Source organism: Actinomadura montaniterrae (assembly GCF_008923365.1).
GTDB lineage: Bacteria > Actinomycetota > Actinomycetes > Streptosporangiales > Streptosporangiaceae > Spirillospora > Spirillospora montaniterrae.
Window position 1 is genome coordinate 1 of the sequence record NZ_WBMR01000108.1, and the last position, 23,142, is coordinate 23,142.

Sequence of the window (23,142 nt, forward strand, 5' to 3'; positions counted from 1 at the left end):
GCGGCGGCCGCGGCGGGGGCTCGGGTCGGGGGGCTGGTCGCGCCGGAGGCGCGGGACGAGATCCAGCGGATCATGACCTCGCACGCCGGGGTGCTGCGCGGTGCCGAAGGGCTCGACACGGCGGCACGGGAGCTGGCCGCGCTCCCGCACGGCGGCGCGGAACCCGGCGTGGAGGCGTGGGAGGCCACGAACCTGCACACCGTGGCGTCCGCCATCGTCGCCGCCGCCCGGCTGCGCCAGGAGACGCGCGGCAGCCACTGGCGGCAGGACTTCCCGGAACGGTCCGACGCGGGCTGGCGCGGGCATCTGGTCACGCGGCTGGCGGGGAACGTCCTGACGACGGCATACGAACCTCTGGAAGGGGACGACCAGTGACACCCGAACTCTCGCAGAAGCTCAAGGACGCCGGGCTCGATCCACAGGCTGTGGAAAACCTCGCCCGGACGGCCCTGGAGGAGGACGGCCCGGTCGACGTGACCAGCGAGCCGATCTTCGCACCGGACGCGGTCTCGGCCGGGGACTTCCGGGCCCGCGAGGCGGGCGTCGTCGCCGGGATCCCGGTGGCCGCGGTCGTGTTCGAGCTGCTGGACGTCGCGTACGAGGCGAAGGCGGCGGACGGCGACCGGGTCGTCCCCGGGCAGGTGCTGATCTCCGTCGAGGGCCCCACCCGGGCCGTGCTCCGCGCGGAGCGGACGGCGCTGAACCTGCTGACGCACCTGTCCGGAATCGCGACCGCCGCGCGGCGGTGGACGGACGCGATGGAGGGCACCAAGGCGAGGGTCCGCGACACCCGCAAGACGCTGCCGGGCCTGCGCGCGCTCCAGAAGTACGCCGTGGCCTGCGGCGGCGGCGTCAACCACCGGATGGGCCTGCACGACTCCGCACTGATCAAGGACAACCACGTCGCGGCGGCCGGAAGCGTCACCAAGGCCTACGAGGCGATCCGCGCGGTGTACCCGTCGCTGCACGTCCAGGTCGAGTGCGACACCCTCGACCAGGTCGAAGAGGCGCTCGCGGTGGGCGCGAAGAGCATCCTGCTGGACAACATGACCGACGCCGAGATGGCCGAGGCGGTGCGGCTCGTCGCGGGCCGGGCGGAGCTGGAGGCGAGCGGTGGGCTTACCCTGGAGCGGGCCCGAGACGTCGCCGTGACCGGGGTGGACTACCTTGCCGTCGGTGCGCTGACGCACTCGGCGCGCGTGTTCGACATCGGCCTTGACTTCTCCTGACCAGCGGGGACCGGATGCTGCTCACCATCGACGTCGGTAACACCCACACCGTTCTCGGGCTCTTCGAGGGCGATGAGGTCATCGAGCACTGGAGGATCAACACCGATCCGCGGCGCACCGCCGACGAGATCGCGGTGGTCCTGCAGGGCCTGGTCCAGCAGAGTCCGCTGCTGGCCGAGACCGACATCAGCGGCATCGCGCTGTGCTCCACGGTCCCGTCCGTCCTGCACGAGATGCGGGAGATGTGCCGCCGCTACTACGGCGACGTGCCGGCGGTGATCGTGGAGCCGGGCGTCAAGACCGGGGTCCCCGTCCGGATGGACAACCCCAAGGAGGTCGGGGCCGACCGGATCGTCAACGCGCTGGCCGCCGTGCACACGCACGGCGGCCCCGCGATCGTGGTCGACTTCGGCACCGCGACGACGTTCGACGCGGTCTCGGCGAAGGGCGAGTACGTCGGCGGCGCGATCGCCCCGGGCATCGAGATCTCGATCGACGCGCTGTCGTCGCGCGGCGCGCAGCTGCACAAGATCGAGCTCGTCCGGCCGCGCAGCGTGATCGCGAAGAACACGGTGGAGGCGCTGCAGTCCGGGATCATCTTCGGGTTCGCCGGGCAGGTGGACGGGATCGTCGAGCGGATGTCCGAGGAGCTCGTCGACGACCCCGACGAGGTGACGGTGATCGCGACCGGCGGCCTCGCGCCGCTGGTGCTGGAGGAGTCGCGCAGCATCGACGTGTTCGAGCCGTGGCTGACGCTGATCGGGCTCCGGCTCATCTACCAGCGGAACACTCCCTGACGTCCGGGACCGTCCGCCCGGCGGCGGGCGGCCTGGCGGCGGCGCGCGGTTGCCGGGAGACGTAGACGAGGCACGCGGCGGCCAGTACCGCCATGGCGGTCAGGACCGCGTCGAGCGGGACTGCCTTGGCCACCACGGTCAGCAGCAGCGGCGCGAACATCCCCACATAGACCAGGGCGTAGGCGACGGCCGTGAGGCCCGCCAGCTCGCCAGGCGCAGCGATCCGGGCGACCTCGCCGAGGCCGTAGGTCAGCACGAACCCGTACCCGGCGCCGAGCACGACCGCCGTCACCGCGTTGAGGACGGGCAGCCCGGCGGCGACGGTCAGCGCGGCGAGCAGCAGCCCGCAGGTGATCGCACCGAGCCCCGCAGCGGCGACGAGCCGCGGGTGCCGCGCCTCCAGGCGCCGGGCGACGGGCTGCGCCGCCATGCCGGACGCGAGGGTGAGCCCGGTGATGGCACCCGCGTAGGCGATCGGCAGGTGGTGGACGGGGACGAGCGCGGGCAGCAGCGCGAACGCGCTGACGGGCGCGGCGAACGTCCAGATCGCGACGGGCGCGATCGTCCGACGGAACGCGGGGTTGCGCACGCCCGACAACCCGGACCTTCCCTGCCTGGACCGCCCCGACCCGGACCGCCCCTGCCCGGCCATGGGCTGCTCGGAGTCGCTCGCGTGTGCGCGCGGGACGTGGGTCTCGGGGACGCGGAACGCGGGCGGCACCGTCAGCAGCATGATCAGCAGATGCGGCAGGTACGCGGTGACCAGCGGGTGCGGCGCCCACTGCGCGACCAGCGCGGACACCAGCGGGCCCGCGCCGAAACCCGCGGAGACGGCGAGCGCGGTCATCCGGGTCCCCGAGACGGGCGTCAGCTCCTTCACCCACGCGGTGCCCGCGGCGAGGACGGCCCCGGTCACGACGCCCGCCAGCAGGCGGCCCGCGTACAGCAGCCACGGTGCCGCGACTCCCGCCATCAGCACCACCGTGACCAGCGCGGACAGGCACGCGAACGGCAGCGCGATCCGGCGCCTGCCGTACCGGTCGGACGCCGGGCCGCCGAGGACGAGCCCGGGCACGAGACCGAGCGCGTACACGCCGAACATGGCCTGGGCGCCGCCGTCGCCGAGACGCAGCCGGTCGGTGTAGAGGCCGAGCAGCGAGGCGAACTGGTTGGCGCCCCAGCCGACCCCGAACATGATCGACGCGATCGGGAGCCAGCGCGCGCCGCCGGGGGCGGCCGTACCGGGCGGAACGGGTGACGCGGTTGCCATGATCCCTGTCTAGAACGCCCCGCCCCGCGTGCCGTGACCGCTTCGCGAATCGTGAACCGCCCGGCCGTGTGACTCCCGCCCGTGACCACCGCCCGTGTGACGCCCGGCCGTGTGACGCCCGCCCGTGAACCGCCCGGCCGTGTGACTCCCGCCCGTGAGCCGCCCGCCCGTGAGCCGCCCGCCCGTGACGCCCGGCCGTGTGACGCCCGGCCGTGTGACGCCCGGCCGTGTGACGCCCGGCCGTGTGACGCCCGGCCGTGTGACGCGCGTCGCGAAACGCGGGGCGGACCGGATCGCCGGAGTGAACCGGGGAGGCCGCCGGTTACCGTGACGAGCATGGAACTGCGTGAGCTGGCCTCCTTCCTCGCGGTCGTCGAGGAAGGGCAGTTCGCGCGGGCGGCGGCGCGGCTGTTCCTGTCGCCGCCCGCGGTCACCGCGCACGTCCAGCGGCTCGAACGGGAGCTGGGCGTCCGGCTGCTGGAACGGTCCCCGCTGCGGCTCACCGAGGCGGGGGAGCGGTTCGTCCCGCACGCCCGCGCCGCGCTCGCGGCCGTCGACGCCGCCACCGGCGCGGTCGCCGACCTGCGCGGCGACGACGACGGCGCCTTCCGCGTCGGCGTGATGGGGCACGGCTCCGCCGAGCTCACGCCCGCGATCGTGCGGGCGTTCCGGCGGGCCCGGCCCGCCGCCCGGCTGACGATCATGCCGCTGGACTTCACCGAGCACGTGTCCGCGCTGGTCGAGCGGAAAGTGGACGTCGCGTTCGTGCGCCCCGCGCCCGACAACGACCGGATCGTCAGCGACGTGCTGACCACCGAACCGCGGATCGTCGGCGTCCCGGCGGACGGCCCGTTCGCGGAGGCCGGCGCGCTGCGCCTCGCCGACGTCCTCGACCTGCCGATCGTCGCCGTCCCCGACGTCACGCCGAGCGTGTTCACCGACTACCTGTACTTCACCCCGGCGGTGAACGGCGAGCGCGGGCGGCGCGGCCCGGACGTGGCGCGCACGCCGCACGACGTGATGCTCAGCATCGCCGCGGGGCGCGGCGTCGGGTCCGCGCTGCGGTCGTTCGCCCGGTTCTACCCGTGGCCGGGCGTCCGGTACGTCCCGATCCTGGACGCGCCGTGGGACAGCAGCGTCCTCGCGACCCGCCGCGGCGACCCGGACCCGCGCGTCGCCGCGTTCCGCGCGATCGCCGCCGCCCTGGCCCGCGACCTCGGCCCCCTCGTCGCGGCCGGCCCGGGCGATCACCCCGAACTCGTTCGCGGGGCCCTCGGCGGGCTGGATAGCCTTGAGCCGTGAGTGACGAGACCCTCGATGACCTTCCGGAGCAGATGCGCGTCCGCCGGGAGAAGCTCGACCGCCTGCGCGAGGCCGGCGTCGACCCCTACCCGGTGACCTTCCCGCGCACGGCGACGATCGCCGAGATCCGGGAGAAACACCCGGACCTGGAGCCGGGCACCGAGACGGGGGAGAAGGTCGGCGTCACCGGCCGCGTCATGCTCGTCCGCAACACCGGCAAGCTGTGCTTCGCCACGATCCGGGACGGCTCCGGCGACATCCAGATCATGCTGTCACTCGCCAAGGTCGGGCAGGAGCAGCTCGACTTCTGGAAGCGCGAGGTCGACCTCGGCGACCACGTCGGCGTCGAGGGCGAGGTGATCACCTCCAAGCGCGGCGAGCTGTCGATCATGGCGGACCGGTTCGCGATCACCTCCAAGTGCCTGCGGCCGCTGCCGGAGAAGCACGCCGGCCTCACCGATCCCGAGGCCCGGGTGCGGCAGCGCTACGTCGACCTGATCGTCAACGACGAGGCCCGGAAGATGGCGCGGATCCGCAGCGCCACCGTGCGCGCCGTCCGCGACTTCTGGCACGAGGAGGGGTACCTCGAGGTCGAGACCCCGATGCTGCAGCCGATCCACGGCGGGGCGGCGGCGCGCCCGTTCAAGACGCACATCAACGCCTACGACATGGAGCTGTACCTGCGGATCGCGATCGAGCTGTACCTGAAGCGGCTCGTCGTCGGCGGGATCGAGAAGGTCTTCGAGATCAACCGCAACTTCCGCAACGAGGGCGCGGACTCCACCCACAACCCCGAGTTCACCATGCTCGAGGCGTACGGGACGTACCTCGACTACAACGACATGGCCGACCTGACGCAGCGGATGTACCAGAAGGCGGTCGTCGCCGCCCTCGGCACGTCCGTGGTCGTCCACGACGGCGTCGAGATCGACCTCGGCCTGCCCGAATGGCCGCGGATCACGCTGTACGGGTCGGTGTCGGAGGCGCTCGGCGAGGAGATCACCCCGCACACGCCGATCGAGACCGTCCGCAAGCTCGCCGGCGGCCGCGGCATCACCTGGGACCCCAAGTGGGGGCAGGGCAAGCTCGTCCAGGAGATCTTCGAGGAGCTGATCGAGCACACGCTCGTCCAGCCGACGTTCGTCATGGACTACCCGCTGGAGACCTCCCCGCTGACCCGCCAGCACCGGCGCGAGCCGCTGCTCACCGAGAAGTGGGACCTGATCGGGTTCGGCACCGAGCTCGGCACCGCCTACTCCGAGCTGGTCGACCCGGTCGAGCAGCGCCGCCGGCTGACCGAGCAGTCGCTGCTCGCGGCGGGCGGCGACCCCGAGGCGATGCAGCTGGACGAGGACTTCCTGCGCGCGCTGGAGTACGCGATGCCGCCGACCGGCGGGATGGGCGCCGGCATCGACCGGATGATCATGGCGTTCACCGGCAAGGGCATCCGCGACACGATCCTGTTCCCGCTGGTCAAGCCCGAGTAGCGCACGGGCGTGACCTGCCGGTCAGCTGATCCGGACCGGCAGGTCGCGCAGCCCGCGCAGCACGAGGTTGTCCCGGTACGCCAGGTCGCCGTCGTCGGCGGCGAGGGTGACGTCGCGCTCGAACAGCTTCCGCAGCGCGATCCGCCCCTCCAGGCGGGCCAGCGGCGCGCCGAGGCAGAAGTGGATGCCGTGCCCGAACGACAGGTGGCGCGGCGCGTCCCGTCCCTCGGTGTAGCGCAGCAGGTCGAGACGGTCCGGATCGGCGAACACCGACGGGTCGCGGTTCGCGGCGCCCGTCAGCAACAGGACGAGCCGTCCCCGCTCGATCAGGGTGCCGCCCAGCTCGACGTCCTCCAGCGCGGCCCGCAGCGTCAGCTGCACGGGCGGGTCGTAGCGGAGCAGCTCCTCCACGGCCGCCGCGACGTTCTCCGGACGGTCCCGGAACAGCGCGAGCTGCTCCGGATGCCGCAGCAGCGCCAGCGCCCCGTTCCCGACCAGGTTGACGGTCGTCTCGTGGCCCGCGACGAGCAGCAGCACGCATGTCGCGAGCAGCTCCTCCTCCGACAGGACGTCGCCGCCGTCGGAGACGCCCACGAGCGCGCTCAGCAGGTCGTCGCGCGGGTCCGCGCGGCGCGCGGCGGCCAGCTCCCGGAAGTAGGCGGCGAACTCGGCGCGCGCCTCGTCGCGCAGCGCGATCTCCGCGCCGGGCAGCAGGAAGTCGGGGTCGAGGCCGCGGGCGAGGGCGTCCGACCAGCCCTTGAACAGGTCGCGGTCGCGCGGCGGCACGCCCAGCATCTCGCTGATGACGATGACGGGCAGCGGGTACGCCAGCGCCGCGATCAGGTCGGTCTCGCCGGACGCGCCGTCCAGCAGCTCGTCCACCAGCTCCTCGACGCGCGGCCGCAGCCGCTCGATCAGCCGCGGCGTGAACGCCTTGCTGACCAGCCGGCGCAGCCGCGTGTGGTCGGGAGGGTCCATCGTCAGGAACGACCGGTTCCGCTGCGGCGCGTCCCGCCACAGGCCGCCGTTCTCGGGGCGGTGCCCGAACCGCGGGTCTCGCAGCGCCTGCTCGCACAGCTCGTAGGACGTGCTGACCCACAGGCCCACCGCGGTCTGCTGCAGCCTCCCGGCCGCCGCGAGGCCGCGGTAGTGCGCGTAGGGGTCGGCGTGGAAGGCGGGGTCGGACGGGTCGAACCCGAGGATCGACGCGGCCTCCACGTCCGGCGCGGCCGGTTCCCTGGTGTCCTCCATAGGCCAAGTCACGCGGATCTGAGACAGCATGTCAATAGTGCGAAGGCCCGGAATGACGGAGATCGTCGGCAACCGTCAGGCGGACTCCCGCACCACCAGCTCCGGCGTGAGGACGACCTGCCGGTGCTGGTGCGACCGGCCCTCCCGGATCTCGGCCATCGCCAGCTCCGCGGCCTCCCAGCCGAGCGCCCGGCGCGGCTGCTTGATCGTGGTCAGCGGCACCGCGGCGCTCGCGGCCAGCTCGATGTCGTCGTAGCCGACCACCGCGATGTCGTCCGGGATCCGCGCGCCGAGCCGCGTCAGCTCGTTGATCAGCCCGATGGCGAGCAGGTCGTTCGCGCAGAACACGCCGTCCGGCCGCGGATCCATGTCCAGGATGCGCCGTGCCGCCCGCCGGCCCTCGGTGGGGCTCAGCGCGTCCTGCACGAGGACCGGCGGCTTCCCGACGCCCGCCTCGACGAGGGTCCGGGCCGCGCCGTCGCGGCGCTCGACGCAGGGCTGCGGCTCCGGCGCGCCGGTGACGAACGCGATCCGCTCCCGGCCGAGGCCGAGCAGGTGCGCCGCCGCCAGCTCCCCGCCGGCGACGTGGTCGACATGGACGGTGCACGCGTCGGAGACGTCCCGGTCCATCAGGACGACGCTCAGCCCGGCCGCGCGCAGCCGCTTGATGCCCGCCCGGTCCAGCCCGACCGGGACGATCAGCGCGCCCGCGGCGCGCTGGTCCTCCAGGAGTTCCAGCGACCGGGCCTCCTTGGCGGCCGAATGGTCGCTCGACAGCCAGAGGGCGTCGTGGCCCGCCTCGTTCAGCGCCTCCTCGGCGCCGCGCACGACGTCGGCCGCGTACGGGTTGGCGAGGTCCTCGACGACGACGCCGAACGCGCGGCGCGGCTCGTCGCCGAACTCGCCCGCGGTGCGGTCGGGGCCCCTGCGGAGCCGCCGAGCCGACTCGTTGCGGACGAATCCGAGCTCCTCGATCGCCGCGCGGACACGGTCACGGGTAGCTTCGGCCACGAGGTCTGGCCGGTTTAGGACATTCGAAACGGTCCCAACCGAGACCCCGGCACGCCTCGCGACCTCGCGAATACTGGTCTGTGGCAAGTCGCTCCTCGTCCGCCCCGGTGGTGTTTTCCCAGGTAGTTGGGCTTTCCCGTGTCAATCCCCGAAAACCCGGTCACGCATTGCGACCATTCGGGCACAGATAGCACTTAACCAGCGCTTGACGGGCCGGATCCGGCCGCCTAGCGTTCCGAGCCGAAGCGTAGCTTGAAACGATTCACGATCTTCGTCCGCGGCGAGATCCGGTGAGTCCAAGAGGAAGGACGGGTTCGGAAGCGACGACCTAGACCCGCTCCTGACACGTGGCCAACGAGTGAATCGTCACCCGGAGTTCCCCCGCACGACCCCGCAATCGGCCCATCGGCCACCTCCGGCCAAGCTCGCGAGACGGAAAAGGAACCCAAACCGATGATCTAAGTCCGGAAGGCTCCGGACCCGGCAACCCAACGCATGCAGTTCGAGGCCCAACCCGTGCCTGTGCAGCGGACGGCTGCATCCCCGCGGTCATCAACCACGGACGAGGGAGGACGGAGTGGAAACAGCCACACTCGATTTCGGGCTGAGCGACGAGGAGATCCGGTTGCTCGCCCAGATCGCCAGCGGTGTCACCGCTGATGTGGCGGCGCGCAAGCTGGAACTGAGCGCACGGACCTTGCGCCGCAGGTTGCGGAACATCTGCGACCGGCTGGAGGTCAACACCCCTATCGAGGCCGTGGTGTGGGCGGCCAGGAGGCAGCTCATCTAGCGCGACCGACGACGCCCGTCAGGGGACGGCGGGCGTCATCACCCGGAAACCAGCCCGACCGGAAGCACGTCCAGCGATGCGAACTCGTCCGACCCCGCAGCGGCGGCGCACCACCCCTGGCAGGTAGGTCCCTGCAAAAGGCGAAAGCGCCGTCGCGGACGTAGTTCATATCGCCTTACAGCCGTGCGCCCACCATCGGTTGCTCAGCGCGCGCGCCGAGGCCGACCGGAGGGTGTGCGCCTACGCGACGCGGACCACGCCGGCGATGGGGCGGCCGGAGAGGGATGCGATGCGGACGACGTCGCCGGTGTGCGGGGCGTGGATCATCTTGCCGCCGCCGACGTACATCCCCATGTGGTGCAGGTCGGAGTAGAAGAAGATCAGGTCGCCCGGCTGCATCTGGCTCTCCGGGACGTGGGTCCCGGCGTTCCACTGGCTGCCGGTGTAGTGCGGCAGGTTGATGCCGACCTGCTTGTAGGCCCACATCGTCAGCCCCGAGCAGTCGAACGTGGTCGGACCGGCGGCACCCCACACGTACGGGCTGCCGAGCTTGCTCATCGCGTACCGCAGCGCCTGCGCGGCCTTGCCGTCGCCGATGACGGGCAGCTTCGCCAGCAGGGTCGGGTCCTTCTTGACGGCCTTGCCGCGGACCTTCTCGTAGGCCGAGGTGACCTTCTTCTTCTGCGCGGTGAGCTGAACCTTCAGCTGGGTGACCTGCTGGGCGCGCTCCTCGGCGGACTTGCGCGCGCGCTGGGCGGACTGCATCGCCTGCATGAGCCCGAGGACCTGCGTGCTGTCCTGCGTGGCGAAGTAGTTGAGCGTGGCGGCCCGGTCGAGGACGACCTGCGGGTCCTGGGCGGAGATGAACGAGACCGTGGGGTCGGTGCCGCCCTGCATGTAGCTCGTGGCGGCCAGGCTGCCGACCTTCTCCCGCAGGCCCTCCAGGGACTTCTGCTGGCGCGCGGCGTTGCCGGCGGCGACCTTGGCCGCCCGCTGCGACTGCTCCAGCTTCACCTTCAGGCCGTTGTACTGCTCGGTCAGCTTCTCCAGCTGGTCCGCCAGCTTGAACGCCTGGTCCTTCAGCTCCTTGGCCGACGGGTCGGGGTCGGCGTGCGCCATGGGGAGCGAATGCGGGACCACCACGTGGGGCGTGATGGAAAGGGCGACGAGCGCGCCGGCGATCGTGAGCGCCCGGACACGGAAGCGAGCCGTCCGCACCAAATCTCCTCTCCTCGTCCGCCTACCGAGTTAGCTGACGGGTTCGGGCCGGAGCAGCCCGTCCGCTGGGCGCGCGCGGATCTCTCCGCGCGGCTGCGGATTCACCCCAGACGGCATCGGCTCGGGGTGATGCCCCCGAACGCTCCGAAAGTGGGTCCCCGGCTCCGCGGGGCGCCGGCTGCGGCCCGTGGACTCGGCGGTCCGGCCTCCGCCTCGCGGAAGGCCGACGTCAGAGCGGGACACTAACGGAACCGCCATTGGATGCCAACCAGAACATGCGAATTCGCAGGTCGTGGCGGACGGTACGGGGTGAAGCGCCGGTTGTGGAGCGCCCCCGGCCACCGGTGGCCGCGCCCCGGGCGGCCTCCCGACCTGGGCGGGCACGCCCGCCGGTGGCCGGGGGTGTGCGGGGGTGTGCGGGGCGTTCGGTAATCTCGCCTGTTTGTGGAAGTCGTGATCAGGCGTGCGCGCACCGCCGACGTTCAGGGGATCCGCAGGCTGGTCGAGCTGTACGCCGGGTCGGGGCGGCGCCTGCTCAAGAAGTCGACGGTGAAGCTGTACGAGGACGTGCAGGAGTTCTGGGTCGCCGAGGACGTCCAGGGCGCCCTGCCGGGGGAGCCCGGGCCCATCGTGGCCTGCGGGGCGCTCCACGTGATGTGGGAGGACCTGGCGGAGGTCCGGTCGGTCGCCGTCGACAAGGGGTACGGCGGGCGCGGGATCGGGCACCGCATCGTCGCCCGGCTCCTGGAGACCGCGCGGGAACTCGGCGTCCGGCGGGTTTTCTGCCTTACCTTCGAAGTGGAGTTCTTCGCACGGCACGGCTTCCAGCAGATCCTCGGTACTCCGGTGGCGCCAGAGGTGTACGAGGAACTCCTCCGCTCTTACGACGACGGCGTGGCAGAGTTCTTGGACCTCGACAGGGTCAAGCCCAATACGTTGGGCAACACACGGATGTTGCTTCGCCTGGAGGACTGACCCCACATGAGCGATTCCCCCAACCGCGGGCGGCCTTATCAGCCGTCGCAGGGGCAGGGTTCGTACGGACCGCCGCCCCCCTACCAGGGTCCCCCGCAAAGGCAGCAGCCCGGGCGGCAAGGTCAGGCTCAGCCGCCCGCCCAGCAGTGGCAGCAGCAGCCACAGCAGCAGCCACAGCAGCAGCCACAGCAGCAGCAACCGCAATGGCAGCAACAGCATCAGCCGCAACAGCAGTGGCAGGAACCCCAGCAGGACCAGTGGGGGCAGCCCTCGTACGAGCCCTATGAGCCCGCCTACGACCAGTACGGCGGTTCCCAGAGCGGTGACATGCCGCTGGCGCCGATCCTTCGGCGTGCTGGGGCCCGCATCATCGACAACGCCCTCGTGGCGGCCTTCGGCTTCGCGCTCGTCCTTCCCATCACGGTCGGCGCGTTCGGGCTGGGGAAGCCCGGTAGCAAGACCGAGGACGACGGCGGCATCTGGAACTGGCCCATCATCTTCACGCTGTTCGCCGTCCTGTCGGTCCTGCCTTTCGTCTACGAGGCCGTACAGCTGTCCATGTGGGGCCGGACGTTCGGCAAGCGCTTCATGGGCATCGGCGTCGTGCAGGCGCGTCCGGCGGGGAACCAGCTGACGACGACGCAGGCCGTATGGCGGGCCGCCATCACCCACGTGGGCTATCAGCTCGGCGTCTTCTTCTTCCTCGTCCTCGCCGTGATGGTGTGGCAGTACTTCGCCTACGGGATGCTGCTGGTCTGGGCGGGTGCGCTCATGGCGTACCTGTGGGCCATCTGGGACCAGCCCCTGCACCAGGCCCTGCACGACCGCTTCGCCGACACCCTCGTCATCGACGAGCGCGCCGGATACGGCGAGTACGCCGAGTACGCGGAGTAGGGCCGCGATGGCGACTCCGCGAACACCCGCGCAGGGGTCGGACGAGCCGTCCGGGACCGATCACGGCATCCCGGACGGCGAGCCCCTGCGGCACGAGGACCCGGAGCCGGGCTCGGCGCTCGCGGAGCCTGGGCAGCGCCTCCTGGCGCGCATCGTCGACACCCTCATCGTCGGCTTGCCCGTCATCATCGTGGTGAAGGAATTCGTGTCCGGCCACCGGCTGGACGTCATCGCACCGCCGGCCGTAGCGGGCTGCATGCTCCTGTACGAGGCCGTCCAGTTGGCGCTGTGGGGGCAGACCCTCGGGAAGCGCTTCGCGGGGATCCAGGTCGTCCCGGAGCCGTCCGGGCCTGAGGGCGCCGCCACGGACGCGGAGCGGGCCGGCGCCCCGGAAACCTCCGGTGGGGCGGCCGAGGGCCGGTACGGCCGCCCGAGCGTCCCGCGGGCCGTCCTGCGCGCCGCGGTGTACTCCGTGCCGATCGCGCTGCGGCCCGTCCACATTCTCGGTCTTCTGGCGAGCCTGTTCTGGGTGGCGAACGCCGGGTTCATATACGAGGGGACGCAGCGCCGGGCCGTCCATGACAGGCTCGCCGGCACCCTGGTCGTAAAACGCCGCACGTCCTGATTCACCGGCGTTTGCGGCGCTCTCGGAGATGACGGTGCGGCGTCCCGGCGTGCCCGGTGACGCCGGGCCCTGATCGCGTTGAGCGCCCGCACCGGGGGCCCCGCGGCTTTGCCGGGCCCCGTGCCGCCGGGCTTTGCGGGAGATCCTCGCGCTGTTTCGGACACCCGGACTTCGGCGGGCCAATGCCGGCTCGTTCCGGACACGTTCGGGTTACGGGCGGGATTCCGGGAGGATGTGTCTCCTGCCGGAAGGCCCCTCCGGTTTGGGATGTGCTTCCGGGACGCCCGGGAGTCGGTGTTCATTGGGCCGCCGCAGTTAGTCCGGATGGGACGCCGTCTCGCCGGGACCGGCGCACGCAGGCGGATTCTGCCGCTTATCCCCAGATTTCGGGATGGACTGGTACCGGCGGCGTTACGCTCCGCCATCCCGCGGCCAGTTCCCGCGCCCCGGACGGCAACAGATTTTCGTCCCGGCTTCCCGTCCCGTAATCCGTCGACATCCGCCGGTGGCGGGCCTGCGGGCCCGGTGGGACCGGTCCCGCACCGGTCTCCGGTGCATTCCGGGCGCATGCCCTGGTTAGTGCCGTTACGGCAGGGCTAAAGGTCGGCAAGCGGTGCGGGTGTGCTCACCCTGTTAAGGTCCCGGTGGACACTTTTCCGCCCGAGGTCCCCCCGGTGGAATGCCCGAGTGCCCCGATACCTGGTCCAATGCGTCTTCGACGGCCCAGGTCAGCGCCGTGCGCCGTGACGCCGGTCACGCCGAAATCCACGCCCCGGACCGTCCGCCGGAATTGAACGGCGCGTCAACGACCCGCCCCGGCACCGCCCTCCGCGCACCGGTGGCCAAGCCGTTACCGGCAGCCAAGGGATGTTCATCGGCGACTTGAATTGTCATCGGCAGACTTCCCGGTATATCTTTGTCAACCGAATGCATAGTTTGCTCCAGCCGAAAGGTCTGTCCCCATGGCACAGAAGGTTCAGGTGCTTCTCGTCGACGACCTCGACGGTGGCGAGGCGGACGAGACCGTAGCGTTCTCGATCGACGGCGCCTCCTACGAGATCGACCTGAGTGGCGCCAACGCTAAGAAGCTGCGGGATTCTCTGCTGCCGTTCGTGGAGAAGTCGCGCAAGGCCGGCACGGTCAACAAGCGGCGCCGCCCGCGCGGCGCGTCCAGCCGCGAGCGCAGCGCCGAGATCCGCGCCTGGGCCAAGAACAATGGCATCAAGGTCAATGAGCGCGGCAGGATCCCGGCCACCGTGATCGAGCAGTACGAGGCGGCGAACTGATCCGCCAGCCCCGCCCCGGCGGCCCGTCTCCCTCCATGAGACGGGCCGTTCGCTTGTGGCGTAGCGACCGCCCGGTTTCGCGTCCGCCGCGGCGAGGTACACCGGGACCTCGCCCCCATTCGGCGATCCTCGGACGCGACCCCGGACGACCTGCGGAAAGCCCCCGTTCGCTTGGGGCGTAGCGGGAACATGACGCACCGATGCGGTAGTTGGATGAGACTGAACAGCGCTTAGCTGGGGAACGTCTCCTGGTGGGAGTGCACCGGGCGGCCTCCTCGGGGCGGGCTAGCATGCGGAAGGACAGTTCCGGACGTTCCGGACTCTGCCCAACCGCTCTGTGAGGAGCGACGAGATGTTCGAGAGGTTCACCGACCGCGCGCGGCGGGTTGTCGTCCTGGCCCAAGAAGAGGCCAGGATGCTCAACCACAACTACATCGGCACCGAGCACATCCTCCTGGGTCTGATCCACGAGGGTGAGGGCGTCGCTGCCAAGGCCTTGGAGAGCCTGGGGATCAGCCTTGAGGCGGTCCGCCAGCAGGTCGAGGAGATCATCGGCCAGGGCCAGCAGGCGCCGTCGGGCCACATCCCGTTCACTCCGCGCGCCAAGAAGGTCCTCGAGCTGTCACTGCGCGAGGCGCTGCAGCTCGGCCACAACTACATCGGCACGGAGCACATCCTGCTCGGCCTGATCCGGGAGGGCGAGGGCGTCGCCGCCCAGGTGCTGGTCAAGCTCGGCGCCGACCTCAACCGGGTCCGCCAGCAGGTCATCCAGTTGCTGCACGGCTACCAGGGCAAGGAGCCGGCCGCCTCCGGCGGCCCGTCGGAGTCCGCGCCGTCCACCTCCCTTGTGCTCGACCAGTTCGGCCGCAACCTGACGCAGGCCGCGCGGGAGGGCAAGCTGGACCCGGTCATCGGCCGGGACAAGGAGATCGAGCGGGTCATGCAGGTGCTGTCCCGCCGCACCAAGAACAACCCGGTCCTCGTGGGCGAGCCCGGCGTCGGCAAGACGGCCGTCGTCGAGGGGCTCGCGCAGAAGATCGTCAAGGGCGAGGTCCCGGAGACGCTGAAGGACAAGCAGCTCTACACCCTCGACCTCGGCGCGCTGGTCGCCGGCTCCCGGTACCGCGGCGACTTCGAAGAGCGCCTGAAGAAGGTGCTCAAGGAGATCCGCACCCGCGGCGACATCATCCTGTTCATCGACGAGCTGCACACGCTCGTCGGCGCGGGCGCCGCCGAGGGCGCGATCGACGCCGCCAGCATCCTCAAGCCGATGCTGGCCCGCGGCGAGCTGCAGACCATCGGCGCCACCACGCTCGACGAGTACCGCAAGCACCTGGAGAAGGACGCCGCGCTGGAGCGCCGCTTCCAGCCGATCCAGGTCGCCGAGCCGTCGCTGTCGCACACGATCGAGATCCTCAAGGGCCTGCGGGACCGCTACGAGGCGCACCACCGCGTGTCGATCACCGACAGCGCGCTGGTCGCGGCCGCGCAGCTCGCCGACCGCTACATCAGCGACCGGTTCCTGCCGGACAAGGCGATCGACCTCATCGACGAGGCCGGTTCGCGGATGCGCATCCGCCGGATGACCGCGCCGCCGGACCTGCGCGAGTACGACGAGAAGATCGCCGACGTGCGGCGCGAGAAGGAGTCCGCGATCGACGCGCAGGACTTCGAGAAGGCCGCCGCGCTGCGCGACTCCGAGAAGCAGCTGCTCGGCCAGAAGGCGCAGCGGGAGAAGGAGTGGAAGGCCGGCGACATGGACGTCGTCGCCGAGGTCACCGACGAGCTGATCGCCGAGGTCCTCGCCACCGCCACCGGCATCCCGGTCTTCAAGCTGACCGAGGAGGAGTCCACCCGGCTGCTGCGCATGGAGGACGAGCTCCACAAGCGCGTCATCGGCCAGGAGGACGCCATCAAGGCGCTCTCGCAGTCGATCCGCCGCACCCGCGCCGGCCTGAAGGACCCGAAGCGTCCCGGCGGCTCGTTCATCTTCGCCGGCCCGTCCGGCGTCGGTAAGACGGAGCTGTCCAAGACCCTCGCGGAGTTCCTGTTCGGCGACGAGGACGCGCTGATCCAGCTCGACATGTCCGAGTTCATGGAGAAGCACACGGTCTCGCGGCTGTTCGGCTCCCCGCCCGGCTACGTCGGGTACGAGGAGGGCGGCCAGCTGACGGAGAAGGTGCGCCGCAAGCCGTTCTCGGTGGTCCTGTTCGACGAGATCGAGAAGGCCCACCAGGACATCTTCAACTCGCTGCTGCAGATCCTGGAGGACGGCCGCCTCACCGACGCGCAGGGCCGTGTCGTGGACTTCAAGAACACCGTCATCATCATGACGACGAACCTGGGGTCCAAGGACATCTCCAAGGGCGTCTCGATGGGCTTCGCCCGCCAGAACGACGAGCAGGGCTCGTACGAGCGGATGAAGGCGAAGGTGTCGGAGGAGCTGAAGCAGCACTTCCGTCCCGAGTTCCTCAACCGCGTCGACGACACGGTGGTCTTCCACCAGCTCACCCCGAAGGAGATCATCCAGATCGTCGACCTGATGATCGCCCGGGTGGACGAGCGGCTGAAGGACCGCGACATGGGCATCGAGCTGCGCCAGGAGGCCAAAGACCTGCTGGCGATCCGGGGCTACGACCCGGTGCTCGGCGCCCGGCCGCTGCGCCGCACGATCCAGCGGGAGATCGAGGACAACCTGTCCGAGAAGATCCTGTACAACGAGCTCAAGCCGGGCCAGATCGTGATCGTCGGCACCGAGGGCTTCAACCCGGAGGACAAGGACACGGCGGAGAACGCCAAGTTCACCTTCCGGGGCGTGCCGAAGCCGTCCGCCACGGTCCCCGACGCCCCGCCCATCGAGGGAGCGGTCAACTTCAACAAGGACTGATCACCTCAGCCCTCGGCAGGGCCCGCACCGATGCGTTCGGTGCGGGCCCTTCCGCATGTTCGGCGGGCCCTGCCGCATGTCCGGCGGGCTCTGCCGCATGTTCGGGGGGCGGCGGGAAGGATCCGTCCGAAGGACTCTCCCGATCCCTGGAGCCGACGTGAGCCACCCGCCGCGCCTGACCCTGTCCGCCCCGGTCCTCGACGCCCCCGACCCGTACGCGCTCGCCGCGTTCTACCAGCGGCTTCTGGGGTGGACGGTCGTCCAGAAGGACGCGGGCTGGGTGAAATTGCGCCCGCCGGGAGGAGGGACGGGCCTGTCCTTCCAGGCCGAGCCCCTCCATGCCCGGCCGGTCTGGCCCGCGGTCGCCGGCGAGCAGCAGATCCAGGCGCATCTGGACATCGAGGTGGACGATCTGGACTCGGCGTCCCGGCATGCCGAGGAGGCGGGCGCCGTCCTCGCCGACGTCCAGCCCGACGACGACGTCCGCGTCTTCCGCGACCCGGTCGGCCATCCGTTCTGCCTGTTCCTCCGCGAGCCGGAGTCGCCGACCGAGCTCTGAGCGGACCCCGGGATGTCGGAGGCGGCTCCTAGTATTCGAACATGCGATCGAATGCGGTGGGTTCGGCGGCGGAGTACGGACGGTCTCGGGGCCGCTCGCCGGACGCGGCGTTCCTGCGCGACGTGCGCGCGCCGGCCCCGCCGCAGCTGCCGATCTTCCGGTCCCGGCTGCAGGGGGAGCTGCTCGGCCGGCTGCTGCTCGGGCCCCGGCGCGAGGCGTCGATGCTCGACCTCGCGGTGATGCTCCGCAGCGACCTCGGCACGGTGATGCGCGAGGTGGAGCGGCTGTCGCGGGCCGGTGTCCTCGCCCTGCGCCGCACGCTCGCGGGGCGGCTGGTGTCCCGCGACGAGCGCAGCCCGCTGTACGAGCCGCTCGCCCGCCTGGTGATGCTGACGTTCGGCCCCGCCGCCGTGGTCGCCGAGGAGTTCGGGCGGCTGCCCGCGGTCCGCGAGGCGCACCTGTTCGGCCCCTGGGCGGCCCGCTATGCCGGTGTGCCGGGCGAGCAGCCCGTCGACGTCGAAGTCCTCCTGATCGGGGACCTCGGGCGCGAGACGGCCTTCGACGCGGCCCAGGAGGCCGCCGCCCGGCTCGGCCTGCCCGTCCACCCGGTCGTCCGCACGCCCGACGAGTGGGCGGACGACGCCGACCCGTTCCTCCGCGAGATCCGCGCAGGGCACGTACACACCGTCGTCCGCTGACACACCGTCGTCCGCTGACACACCGTCGTCCGGTGGACGGCCGCCCGGGGCCGCGGGGTCACTGCGCGATGTCGTGGCCCGCGCTGCGAGCGCGGCGGAGGGCGACGCGCATGGCCACCCCTATCCCGAGCCGGTAGAGGAGCTTGGACGGCGGCGTCCGGTAGGCGAGCTCGGTGTGCGGCGCGTAGCGGACCTGCGGGCCGCTTTCCAGCCAGCCCGTGTGGACGCGCTGATGCTGCCCCTGCACGAACTTGCTGAAGGAGTGGGCGGTCAGGCCGGCGCGGCGTCCGCCGTCGGGAAGGACGCCGAGCGGGACGTGCAGGAGTATCCCGCCGGCGTCCTGACCGCTGAAACCGACGGGGACCACCACGGGGAAGCCGTCGGTGCCGGTCCAGCCGAGCAGGGCGTCGGGAAGGCTCTCCAGCCGGGAGGCCGCCTTGACGTGGTCGATGCGGGGACCGGTGCCGAGGCCCGGTGCCTTCTGCGGCGGCGGCGGGCCCGGCAGCGGGGGGCCGAAGACCTCCGGGTTCCCCTTGCAGGAGAGGTCCGGCCACACGATCAGCCGCTCGACCGCGATGTCGATGACCACGCGGGTGTAGTAAGGGCGCAGCCAGGGACCCCAGAACGGGCCGGTGGCGCGCGGCCCGTCGAAACGCTCCCAGTCCGCGCCCAGGGACGCGGGATAGTCGTCGCGCGGGGCCGAGAGCGACGCGGTGCCCTGGACCAGCACGTACTCGGGGCGGTCGCTGTAGCCGTGGAGCCGGGTGTGGAAGGCCAGGGCCACGCGGGGATCGCGCCTGATCCGCTCCAGCTTCTTCCAGCCCCCGACCGAGCTGTTCACGGTGACGGTGCCGGCGCCGCGGTCCCGCGCACCGAAGTTCGTCACCGGGGTGAGCACGACGCCGCGGGCGGGGGTGACCGTGGCGAGCATGACTGCCTGGTCGCCTCCGATGATCTCGTCGACGCTCTCGGGCCAGTGTGCGGAGCTCATCGGTCGCCTCCTCGGTTCGGCGACCGCCACTCTAACAAACATATATGTTTATTTAGAAGAAGAGGCGGTCGATGAGCAGCCAGGCGCCGATGCCCGCCATGGCGGCCCCGGACAGCCGGCTGATCGTGCGGGCGGTGGCCGGGCGGCCCTGCAGCGCGGTGCGCGCGATCGTGCCGAGGACGAGGTAGAAGAGCGCGCAGGTGGCCATGTAGGTCGCGCCGAGGACGCCGATCTGGCCGGCGATCGGCAGGCGGCCGTCCGGGTCCGTGAACTGGGGCAGCAGCGCGACGAAGATCAGCAGCCCCTTCGGGTTGAGGCCGCTGGCGCCGATGCCGCGCAGGAAGATCCCCCATCCGGTGCCTGCGGGCCGTGAGCCCTGCGCGTCCGGGGTGGACGGGTGGGCGAGGGTCGTGGCGCCGTGCCACATCAGGTACGCCCCGCCGACGGTCGTGAGGGCGGTGAGGAGGCTCGGGGAGCCGGCGACGAGGGCCCCGATGCCGGCCGCGACGACGAGCGTGACGGCGGCGTACCCGGTGACCAGCCCGCTCACCGCGGGGAGGACGGAGCGCCCGCGCAGCCCGGCGCTGATCATGAACGCCCAGTCCGACCCCGGGACGGCGATGAGCAGGAACGCGATGGACCAGAAGGCGAGGACGGAGCCGGTGGCCATGGCGGGACATCCCCTCGGATGGCGGCTAATGAGGGGAGAATATGGTTGATCTGCCAGAATGTGCTGCTAAGTTTCACCGCAACGCGCCGCCGCCGTGGAAGGATCTTCTGCATGGACGCCATCGACCGGAAGATCATTGCGGTGCTCCAGGAGGACGGCCGCGCGACGATCACCGATGTGGCGGCGCGGGTCGGGCTGAGCGTGTCCCCCTGCCACCGCCGGCTGCGGGAACTGGAGCGCAGCGGGACCATCCGCGGCTACCGCGCGGTCGTGGACGCCGCCGCCCTCGGCCTGACCTTCCAGGCGCTGGTGTTCGTCACCATGCGGCAGGAGGACCGGGACACCCTCCTCGGCTTCGAGGCGGCGGTCGAACGGGTCCCCGAAGTGGTGCAGGCGCAGCGGCTGTTCGGCGACCCCGACTACCTGCTCCGCATCGTCACCGCCGACCTGACCGCCTACCAGGAGCTGGAGGACGACGTGCTCTCCGCGCTGCCCGGCGTCCAGCGCCTGAACTCGACCCTCGTGATGAAGCACATCGTCAACGACCGTCCCCTGCCCACCTGAGTCAGGCGGCGGCCAGCCAGCTCTCGATCTCCCGGTGCAGGCGCGCCTTCGTGGACGCCGGGGCGAAGGACGCGTCGACGCCGGCGCCCGCCAAGGCGGCGAGCGTCGCGTCGTCGTAGCCGAACGCGTCGCGGACGCGGCCGTACTCCGTGGCGAGCGGCGTGCCGATCAGTGCGGGAATGTCGGTGTTGACCGTGACGATCAGCCCCGCCTCGCGCAGGCGCGGGAGGGGATGGCCGGCGAGGGACGGCGCGAAGCCCAGCGCGACGTTGGACGACGGGCAGACCTCCAGCGGGATCCTCCGTTCGCGGACCTCGGCGACCAGGTCCGGGTCGTCCAGGACGCGGATGCCGTGGCCGAGGCGCTCGGTGCGGCCGGGGCCGATCGCCTGCCGGATGCTCGCCGCGCCCTCGCCCTCGCCCGCGTGGTGGACGACGTGCAGCCCGGCGTCACGGGCCGCCGCGAAGACCTCGGTGAACGGGTCGCCCGGGTAGGACTCGTCGCCCGCCAGGCCGACGGCGACGACGCCGTCATGGCGGCGGGCGAGGTCCAGCGTCCGCCACGCCCGGTCGACTGAGCGGCGGCGCGAGTGGTCGAGCAGCAGGCCCACCTCGACCCCGAACGCCTCGCGCCCGGCGTCCAGGCCCTCGCGGACGGCGGCCAGCGGCATGTCGAGGTCGCCGAGCCGTTCACCGTGCGCGGCCGCGGTGAAGGACACCTCGGCGTAGCGGGTGCCCTGCGCCGCCTCGTCCTCGCAGAACTCGTAGGCGATCCGCCGGAAGTCGCCGGGCCGCCGCAGGCAGCTGCGGACGAGCTCGTTCCGCGCGAAGAAGGCGGCGAACCCCCCGAAGGTCCCGCCGCTGCCGGGCACCTCGACGCCGTTCGCGCCGCCGATGTCGCGAAGCGTGTCCCACCGCACGGTGCTTTCCAGATGAACGTGCAAATGGGCTTTCGGCAGCCTCAGCAGATCACGCACCCGCCGTACGGTACGTCCCCGCCGAGGCGCCTGACGAGCGATTATTCGCCCGTCGTCGTGACGGCATGTCGGGTCAGGTGGGGAGGGTGTAGCGGCCGTCGTCCAGGGGGTCCACCAGGCCGTCGGCTATGAGGGCGTCCAGGGCGCGCTCGCGTTGCGCGGCGTCGGACCAGACGACGTCGAGGGCGGGCTTCTCGACGGGGCCGTCGGCGTCGCGGAGGACGGCGAGGAGGCGGCCGCGGCACTGCCGGTCGGTGCCCGCGTAGGTCTGGCCCTTGCGGGGCGGGCCGTCGTAGGCGGGACGGCCGTTCAGGTGCCAGGCGCACTGGGCGAGGACGGGGCAGTCGACGCAGCGGGGCGTGCGGGCCGTGCAGACGAGGGCGCCGAGCTCCATGACGGCGACGGCCCAGCGGGCGGCGGTCGGCGGGTCGAGGGGCAGCAGGCCCTCGGCGAGCCTCACCTCCGCCTTGGTCTGCGCCTTCGGCGGGTACTCCTCGCCGGACACGAGCCGGGCCAGGACGCGGCGGACGTTGGTGTCGAGGACGGCGTGCCGCTGCCGGAACGCGAAGCTGGCGACGGCGGCGGCCGTGTAGGCGCCGATGCCGGGGAGCGCGAGCAGGTCGGCGTGGGACGAGGGGACCTCGCCGCCGTGCCGGTCGGTGATCGCGCGGGCGCTCTCGTGGAGGCGCAGCGCGCGGCGCGGGTAGCCGAGCCGGCCCCAGGCGCGGACGGCCTCGCCGGACGGTTCGGCGGCGAGCGCGGCGGGGGTGGGCCAGCGGTCCATCCAGGCCTGCCAGATGGGCAGGACGCGGGCGACCGGGGTCTGCTGCAGCATGATCTCGCTGACGAGGACGCCCCAGGGCGTGGCGCCGGGGACGCGCCACGGGAGGTCCCGGGCGTTCGCGGCGTACCAGTCGAGAATCGGGTCGGTATAGGTGGAGTTCATGGCGGACCGCCATTGTGGCACGCGGCGGGTCGGACCCTCGTGGCGATTCCGCGAATGCATACTGACCGTATGGATACGGGTACCGAGCGTCAATTATCGCTGGACCGGTATTGGCGGCGCCGCGTCGCGGTGCTGGCCGGAATGGCCGGTGCGGTCGGAGCCCTGGTGTGGGCGTGCGGGGGCGGGAGCAGCGGAGGCGGCGAGAAGGAGCCCGTCCGGAACGCCGGGGCGATCGACTCGGGCGTGCCCGCGGCGCCGCCGACCGCGGTGCCGACGGTGACGGTGACGACGACCGTCACGCCGGAGCCCGCGGAGAGCGGCGGGCCCTGCAAGCCCCACGATCTGGTGTTCACGATGACGGCGTCGAAGTCGTACGCGGCCGGACAGAGCCCGCGGTTCGGCATCACCGTCGTGAACACGAACGCCGCGTCGTGCAGGTTCGACACCGGTTCGCTCTATGTCGTCGTCACGTCCGGGAAGGACCGGATCTGGTCGTCGGGGGAGTGCCGTAAGGGCGCGTCCGGAAAGCGGACGCTGCGGCGCGGCGTCCCCTCCACCGCCGCCGTCACCTGGGACCGCCACCGCGGCTGCGGCGGCGCGCCCGCACGGCCCGGAACCTACGTCGCGGTGCTCAAGGGCGGCAACGCGGGCAAGAGCGGCAACGCGCTCAAGGGCGGCAACGCGGGCAAGCGGATCTTCCACCTGCGCTGAGGCCC

At 71.6% G+C, this 23,142-nt stretch carries 22 protein-coding genes, 1 pseudogene and 1 riboswitch; of the genes and pseudogenes, 15 read left to right on the forward strand and 8 right to left on the reverse strand.

All coding sequences use genetic code 11. The annotated features are described in order from the left end of the window. The 3 genes and pseudogenes from F9B16_RS29805 to F9B16_RS29815 all read left to right on the forward strand — a co-directional run. Positions 1-375 (forward strand): annotated as a pseudogene (locus F9B16_RS29805) (L-aspartate oxidase); the annotation flags it as partial. Further along, positions 372-1,229, forward strand: coding sequence for a carboxylating nicotinate-nucleotide diphosphorylase (nadC, locus tag F9B16_RS29810; RefSeq protein ID WP_192809061.1), 858 nt, complete (start codon positions 372-374; stop codon positions 1,227-1,229). The pseudogene F9B16_RS29805 and the gene nadC, both read left to right, overlap by 4 nt. Positions 1,230-1,243: 14 nt before the next feature. Beyond that, positions 1,244-2,026 carry a type III pantothenate kinase gene (locus F9B16_RS29815; RefSeq protein WP_151543537.1) on the forward strand — a complete coding sequence of 261 codons (783 nt, stop codon included), beginning with the start codon at positions 1,244-1,246 and terminating at the stop codon, positions 2,024-2,026. Here the strand turns inward: F9B16_RS29815 and F9B16_RS29820 are convergent. After that, complete coding sequence (locus F9B16_RS29820; RefSeq protein WP_151543538.1) at positions 2,001-3,296, reverse strand: MFS transporter; 1,296 nt, start codon at positions 3,294-3,296, stop codon at positions 2,001-2,003. The two genes, F9B16_RS29815 and F9B16_RS29820, sit on opposite strands and share 26 nt — an antisense overlap. Positions 3,297-3,632: 336 nt before the next feature. On the opposite strand from F9B16_RS29820, the gene F9B16_RS29825 reads away from it, so the two are divergent. Further along, positions 3,633-4,598, forward strand: a complete 966-nt coding sequence (locus F9B16_RS29825; RefSeq protein ID WP_151543539.1) for a LysR family transcriptional regulator — start codon at positions 3,633-3,635, stop codon at positions 4,596-4,598. Further along, positions 4,595-6,085 (forward strand): bifunctional lysylphosphatidylglycerol synthetase/lysine--tRNA ligase LysX, encoded by a 1,491-nt coding sequence (gene lysX, locus F9B16_RS29830; protein WP_264159816.1) that lies wholly within the window; start codon positions 4,595-4,597, stop codon positions 6,083-6,085. The genes F9B16_RS29825 and lysX overlap by 4 nt, the downstream gene beginning before the upstream one ends. Before the next feature lie 21 nt (positions 6,086-6,106). Here lysX and F9B16_RS29835 read toward each other — a convergent pair whose 3' ends face one another. After that, the gene (locus F9B16_RS29835; protein ID WP_151543540.1) at positions 6,107-7,336 is read right to left on the reverse strand and encodes a cytochrome P450; all 1,230 of its coding nucleotides are present in this window, start codon (positions 7,334-7,336) and stop codon (positions 6,107-6,109) included. A 75-nt stretch (positions 7,337-7,411) separates the two neighbouring features. After that, complete coding sequence (locus F9B16_RS29840; RefSeq protein WP_151543541.1) at positions 7,412-8,434, reverse strand: LacI family DNA-binding transcriptional regulator; 1,023 nt, start codon at positions 8,432-8,434, stop codon at positions 7,412-7,414. Positions 8,435-8,867: 433 nt separating this feature from the next. On the opposite strand from F9B16_RS29840, the gene F9B16_RS29845 reads away from it, so the two are divergent. Then, positions 8,868-9,137, forward strand: a complete 270-nt coding sequence (locus tag F9B16_RS29845; RefSeq protein WP_372442464.1) for a LuxR C-terminal-related transcriptional regulator — start codon at positions 8,868-8,870, stop codon at positions 9,135-9,137. 240 nt (positions 9,138-9,377) lie between these two features. Here the strand turns inward: F9B16_RS29845 and F9B16_RS29850 are convergent, their stop codons facing one another. Further along, the gene (locus tag F9B16_RS29850; RefSeq protein WP_225992053.1) at positions 9,378-10,355 is read right to left on the reverse strand and encodes a C40 family peptidase; all 978 of its coding nucleotides are present in this window, start codon (positions 10,353-10,355) and stop codon (positions 9,378-9,380) included. Positions 10,356-10,358: 3 nt separating this feature from the next. After that, positions 10,359-10,551, reverse strand: a riboswitch (cyclic di-AMP (ydaO/yuaA leader). A gap of 248 nt (positions 10,552-10,799) precedes the next feature. Here F9B16_RS29850 and F9B16_RS29855 point away from each other — a divergent pair. The 7 genes from F9B16_RS29855 to F9B16_RS29885 all read left to right on the forward strand — a co-directional run bounded on the left by F9B16_RS29855 (position 10,800) and on the right by F9B16_RS29885 (position 18,279). Next, positions 10,800-11,330, forward strand: a complete 531-nt coding sequence (locus tag F9B16_RS29855) for an amino-acid N-acetyltransferase (RefSeq protein WP_264159817.1) — start codon at positions 10,800-10,802, stop codon at positions 11,328-11,330. A 327-nt stretch (positions 11,331-11,657) separates the two neighbouring features. Beyond that, positions 11,658-12,224, forward strand: coding sequence for an RDD family protein (locus F9B16_RS52965; protein ID WP_225992054.1), 567 nt, complete (start codon positions 11,658-11,660; stop codon positions 12,222-12,224). Positions 12,225-12,231: 7 nt separating this feature from the next. Next, a complete protein-coding gene (locus tag F9B16_RS29865; protein WP_151543545.1) occupies positions 12,232-12,849 on the forward strand; it encodes an RDD family protein in 618 nt (205 codons plus the stop codon). A 962-nt stretch (positions 12,850-13,811) separates the two neighbouring features. Further along, positions 13,812-14,135 carry a histone-like nucleoid-structuring protein Lsr2 gene (locus F9B16_RS29870; protein ID WP_151543546.1) on the forward strand — a complete coding sequence of 108 codons (324 nt, stop codon included), beginning with the start codon at positions 13,812-13,814 and terminating at the stop codon, positions 14,133-14,135. A gap of 352 nt (positions 14,136-14,487) precedes the next feature. Further along, complete coding sequence (locus tag F9B16_RS29875; RefSeq protein WP_151543547.1) at positions 14,488-17,022, forward strand: ATP-dependent Clp protease ATP-binding subunit; 2,535 nt, start codon at positions 14,488-14,490, stop codon at positions 17,020-17,022. A gap of 157 nt (positions 17,023-17,179) precedes the next feature. Next, positions 17,180-17,581: a VOC family protein gene (locus F9B16_RS29880; protein WP_225992055.1), complete on the forward strand. Its 402-nt coding sequence runs from the start codon at positions 17,180-17,182 to the stop codon at positions 17,579-17,581. A gap of 41 nt (positions 17,582-17,622) precedes the next feature. After that, the gene (locus tag F9B16_RS29885) at positions 17,623-18,279 is read left to right on the forward strand and encodes an ArsR family transcriptional regulator (RefSeq protein ID WP_151543549.1); all 657 of its coding nucleotides are present in this window, start codon (positions 17,623-17,625) and stop codon (positions 18,277-18,279) included. A 58-nt stretch (positions 18,280-18,337) separates the two neighbouring features. Here the strand turns inward: F9B16_RS29885 and F9B16_RS29890 are convergent, their stop codons facing one another. Both F9B16_RS29890 and F9B16_RS29895 read right to left on the reverse strand, forming a co-directional pair. Next, positions 18,338-19,270 carry a pyridoxamine 5'-phosphate oxidase family protein gene (locus F9B16_RS29890; protein WP_192809062.1) on the reverse strand — a complete coding sequence of 311 codons (933 nt, stop codon included), beginning with the start codon at positions 19,268-19,270 and terminating at the stop codon, positions 18,338-18,340. Positions 19,271-19,322: 52 nt separating this feature from the next. Further along, complete coding sequence (locus F9B16_RS29895) at positions 19,323-19,940, reverse strand: LysE family translocator (RefSeq protein ID WP_151543551.1); 618 nt, start codon at positions 19,938-19,940, stop codon at positions 19,323-19,325. 111 nt (positions 19,941-20,051) lie between these two features. On the opposite strand from F9B16_RS29895, the gene F9B16_RS29900 reads away from it, so the two are divergent. Next, the gene (locus tag F9B16_RS29900; RefSeq protein WP_151543552.1) at positions 20,052-20,504 is read left to right on the forward strand and encodes an Lrp/AsnC family transcriptional regulator; all 453 of its coding nucleotides are present in this window, start codon (positions 20,052-20,054) and stop codon (positions 20,502-20,504) included. 1 nt (position 20,505) lies between these two features. Here F9B16_RS29900 and add read toward each other — a convergent pair whose 3' ends face one another. Then, complete coding sequence (gene add, locus F9B16_RS29905) at positions 20,506-21,480, reverse strand: adenosine deaminase (RefSeq protein WP_151543553.1); 975 nt, start codon at positions 21,478-21,480, stop codon at positions 20,506-20,508. A gap of 73 nt (positions 21,481-21,553) precedes the next feature. Further along, positions 21,554-22,426: an HhH-GPD family protein gene (locus F9B16_RS29910; protein WP_151543554.1), complete on the reverse strand. Its 873-nt coding sequence runs from the start codon at positions 22,424-22,426 to the stop codon at positions 21,554-21,556. A gap of 69 nt (positions 22,427-22,495) precedes the next feature. Here F9B16_RS29910 and F9B16_RS29915 point away from each other — a divergent pair, with 69 nt between their 5' ends. Next, the gene (locus F9B16_RS29915; protein ID WP_192809063.1) at positions 22,496-23,137 is read left to right on the forward strand and encodes a hypothetical protein; all 642 of its coding nucleotides are present in this window, start codon (positions 22,496-22,498) and stop codon (positions 23,135-23,137) included. The last annotated feature ends 5 nt before the right edge of the window (positions 23,138-23,142 follow it).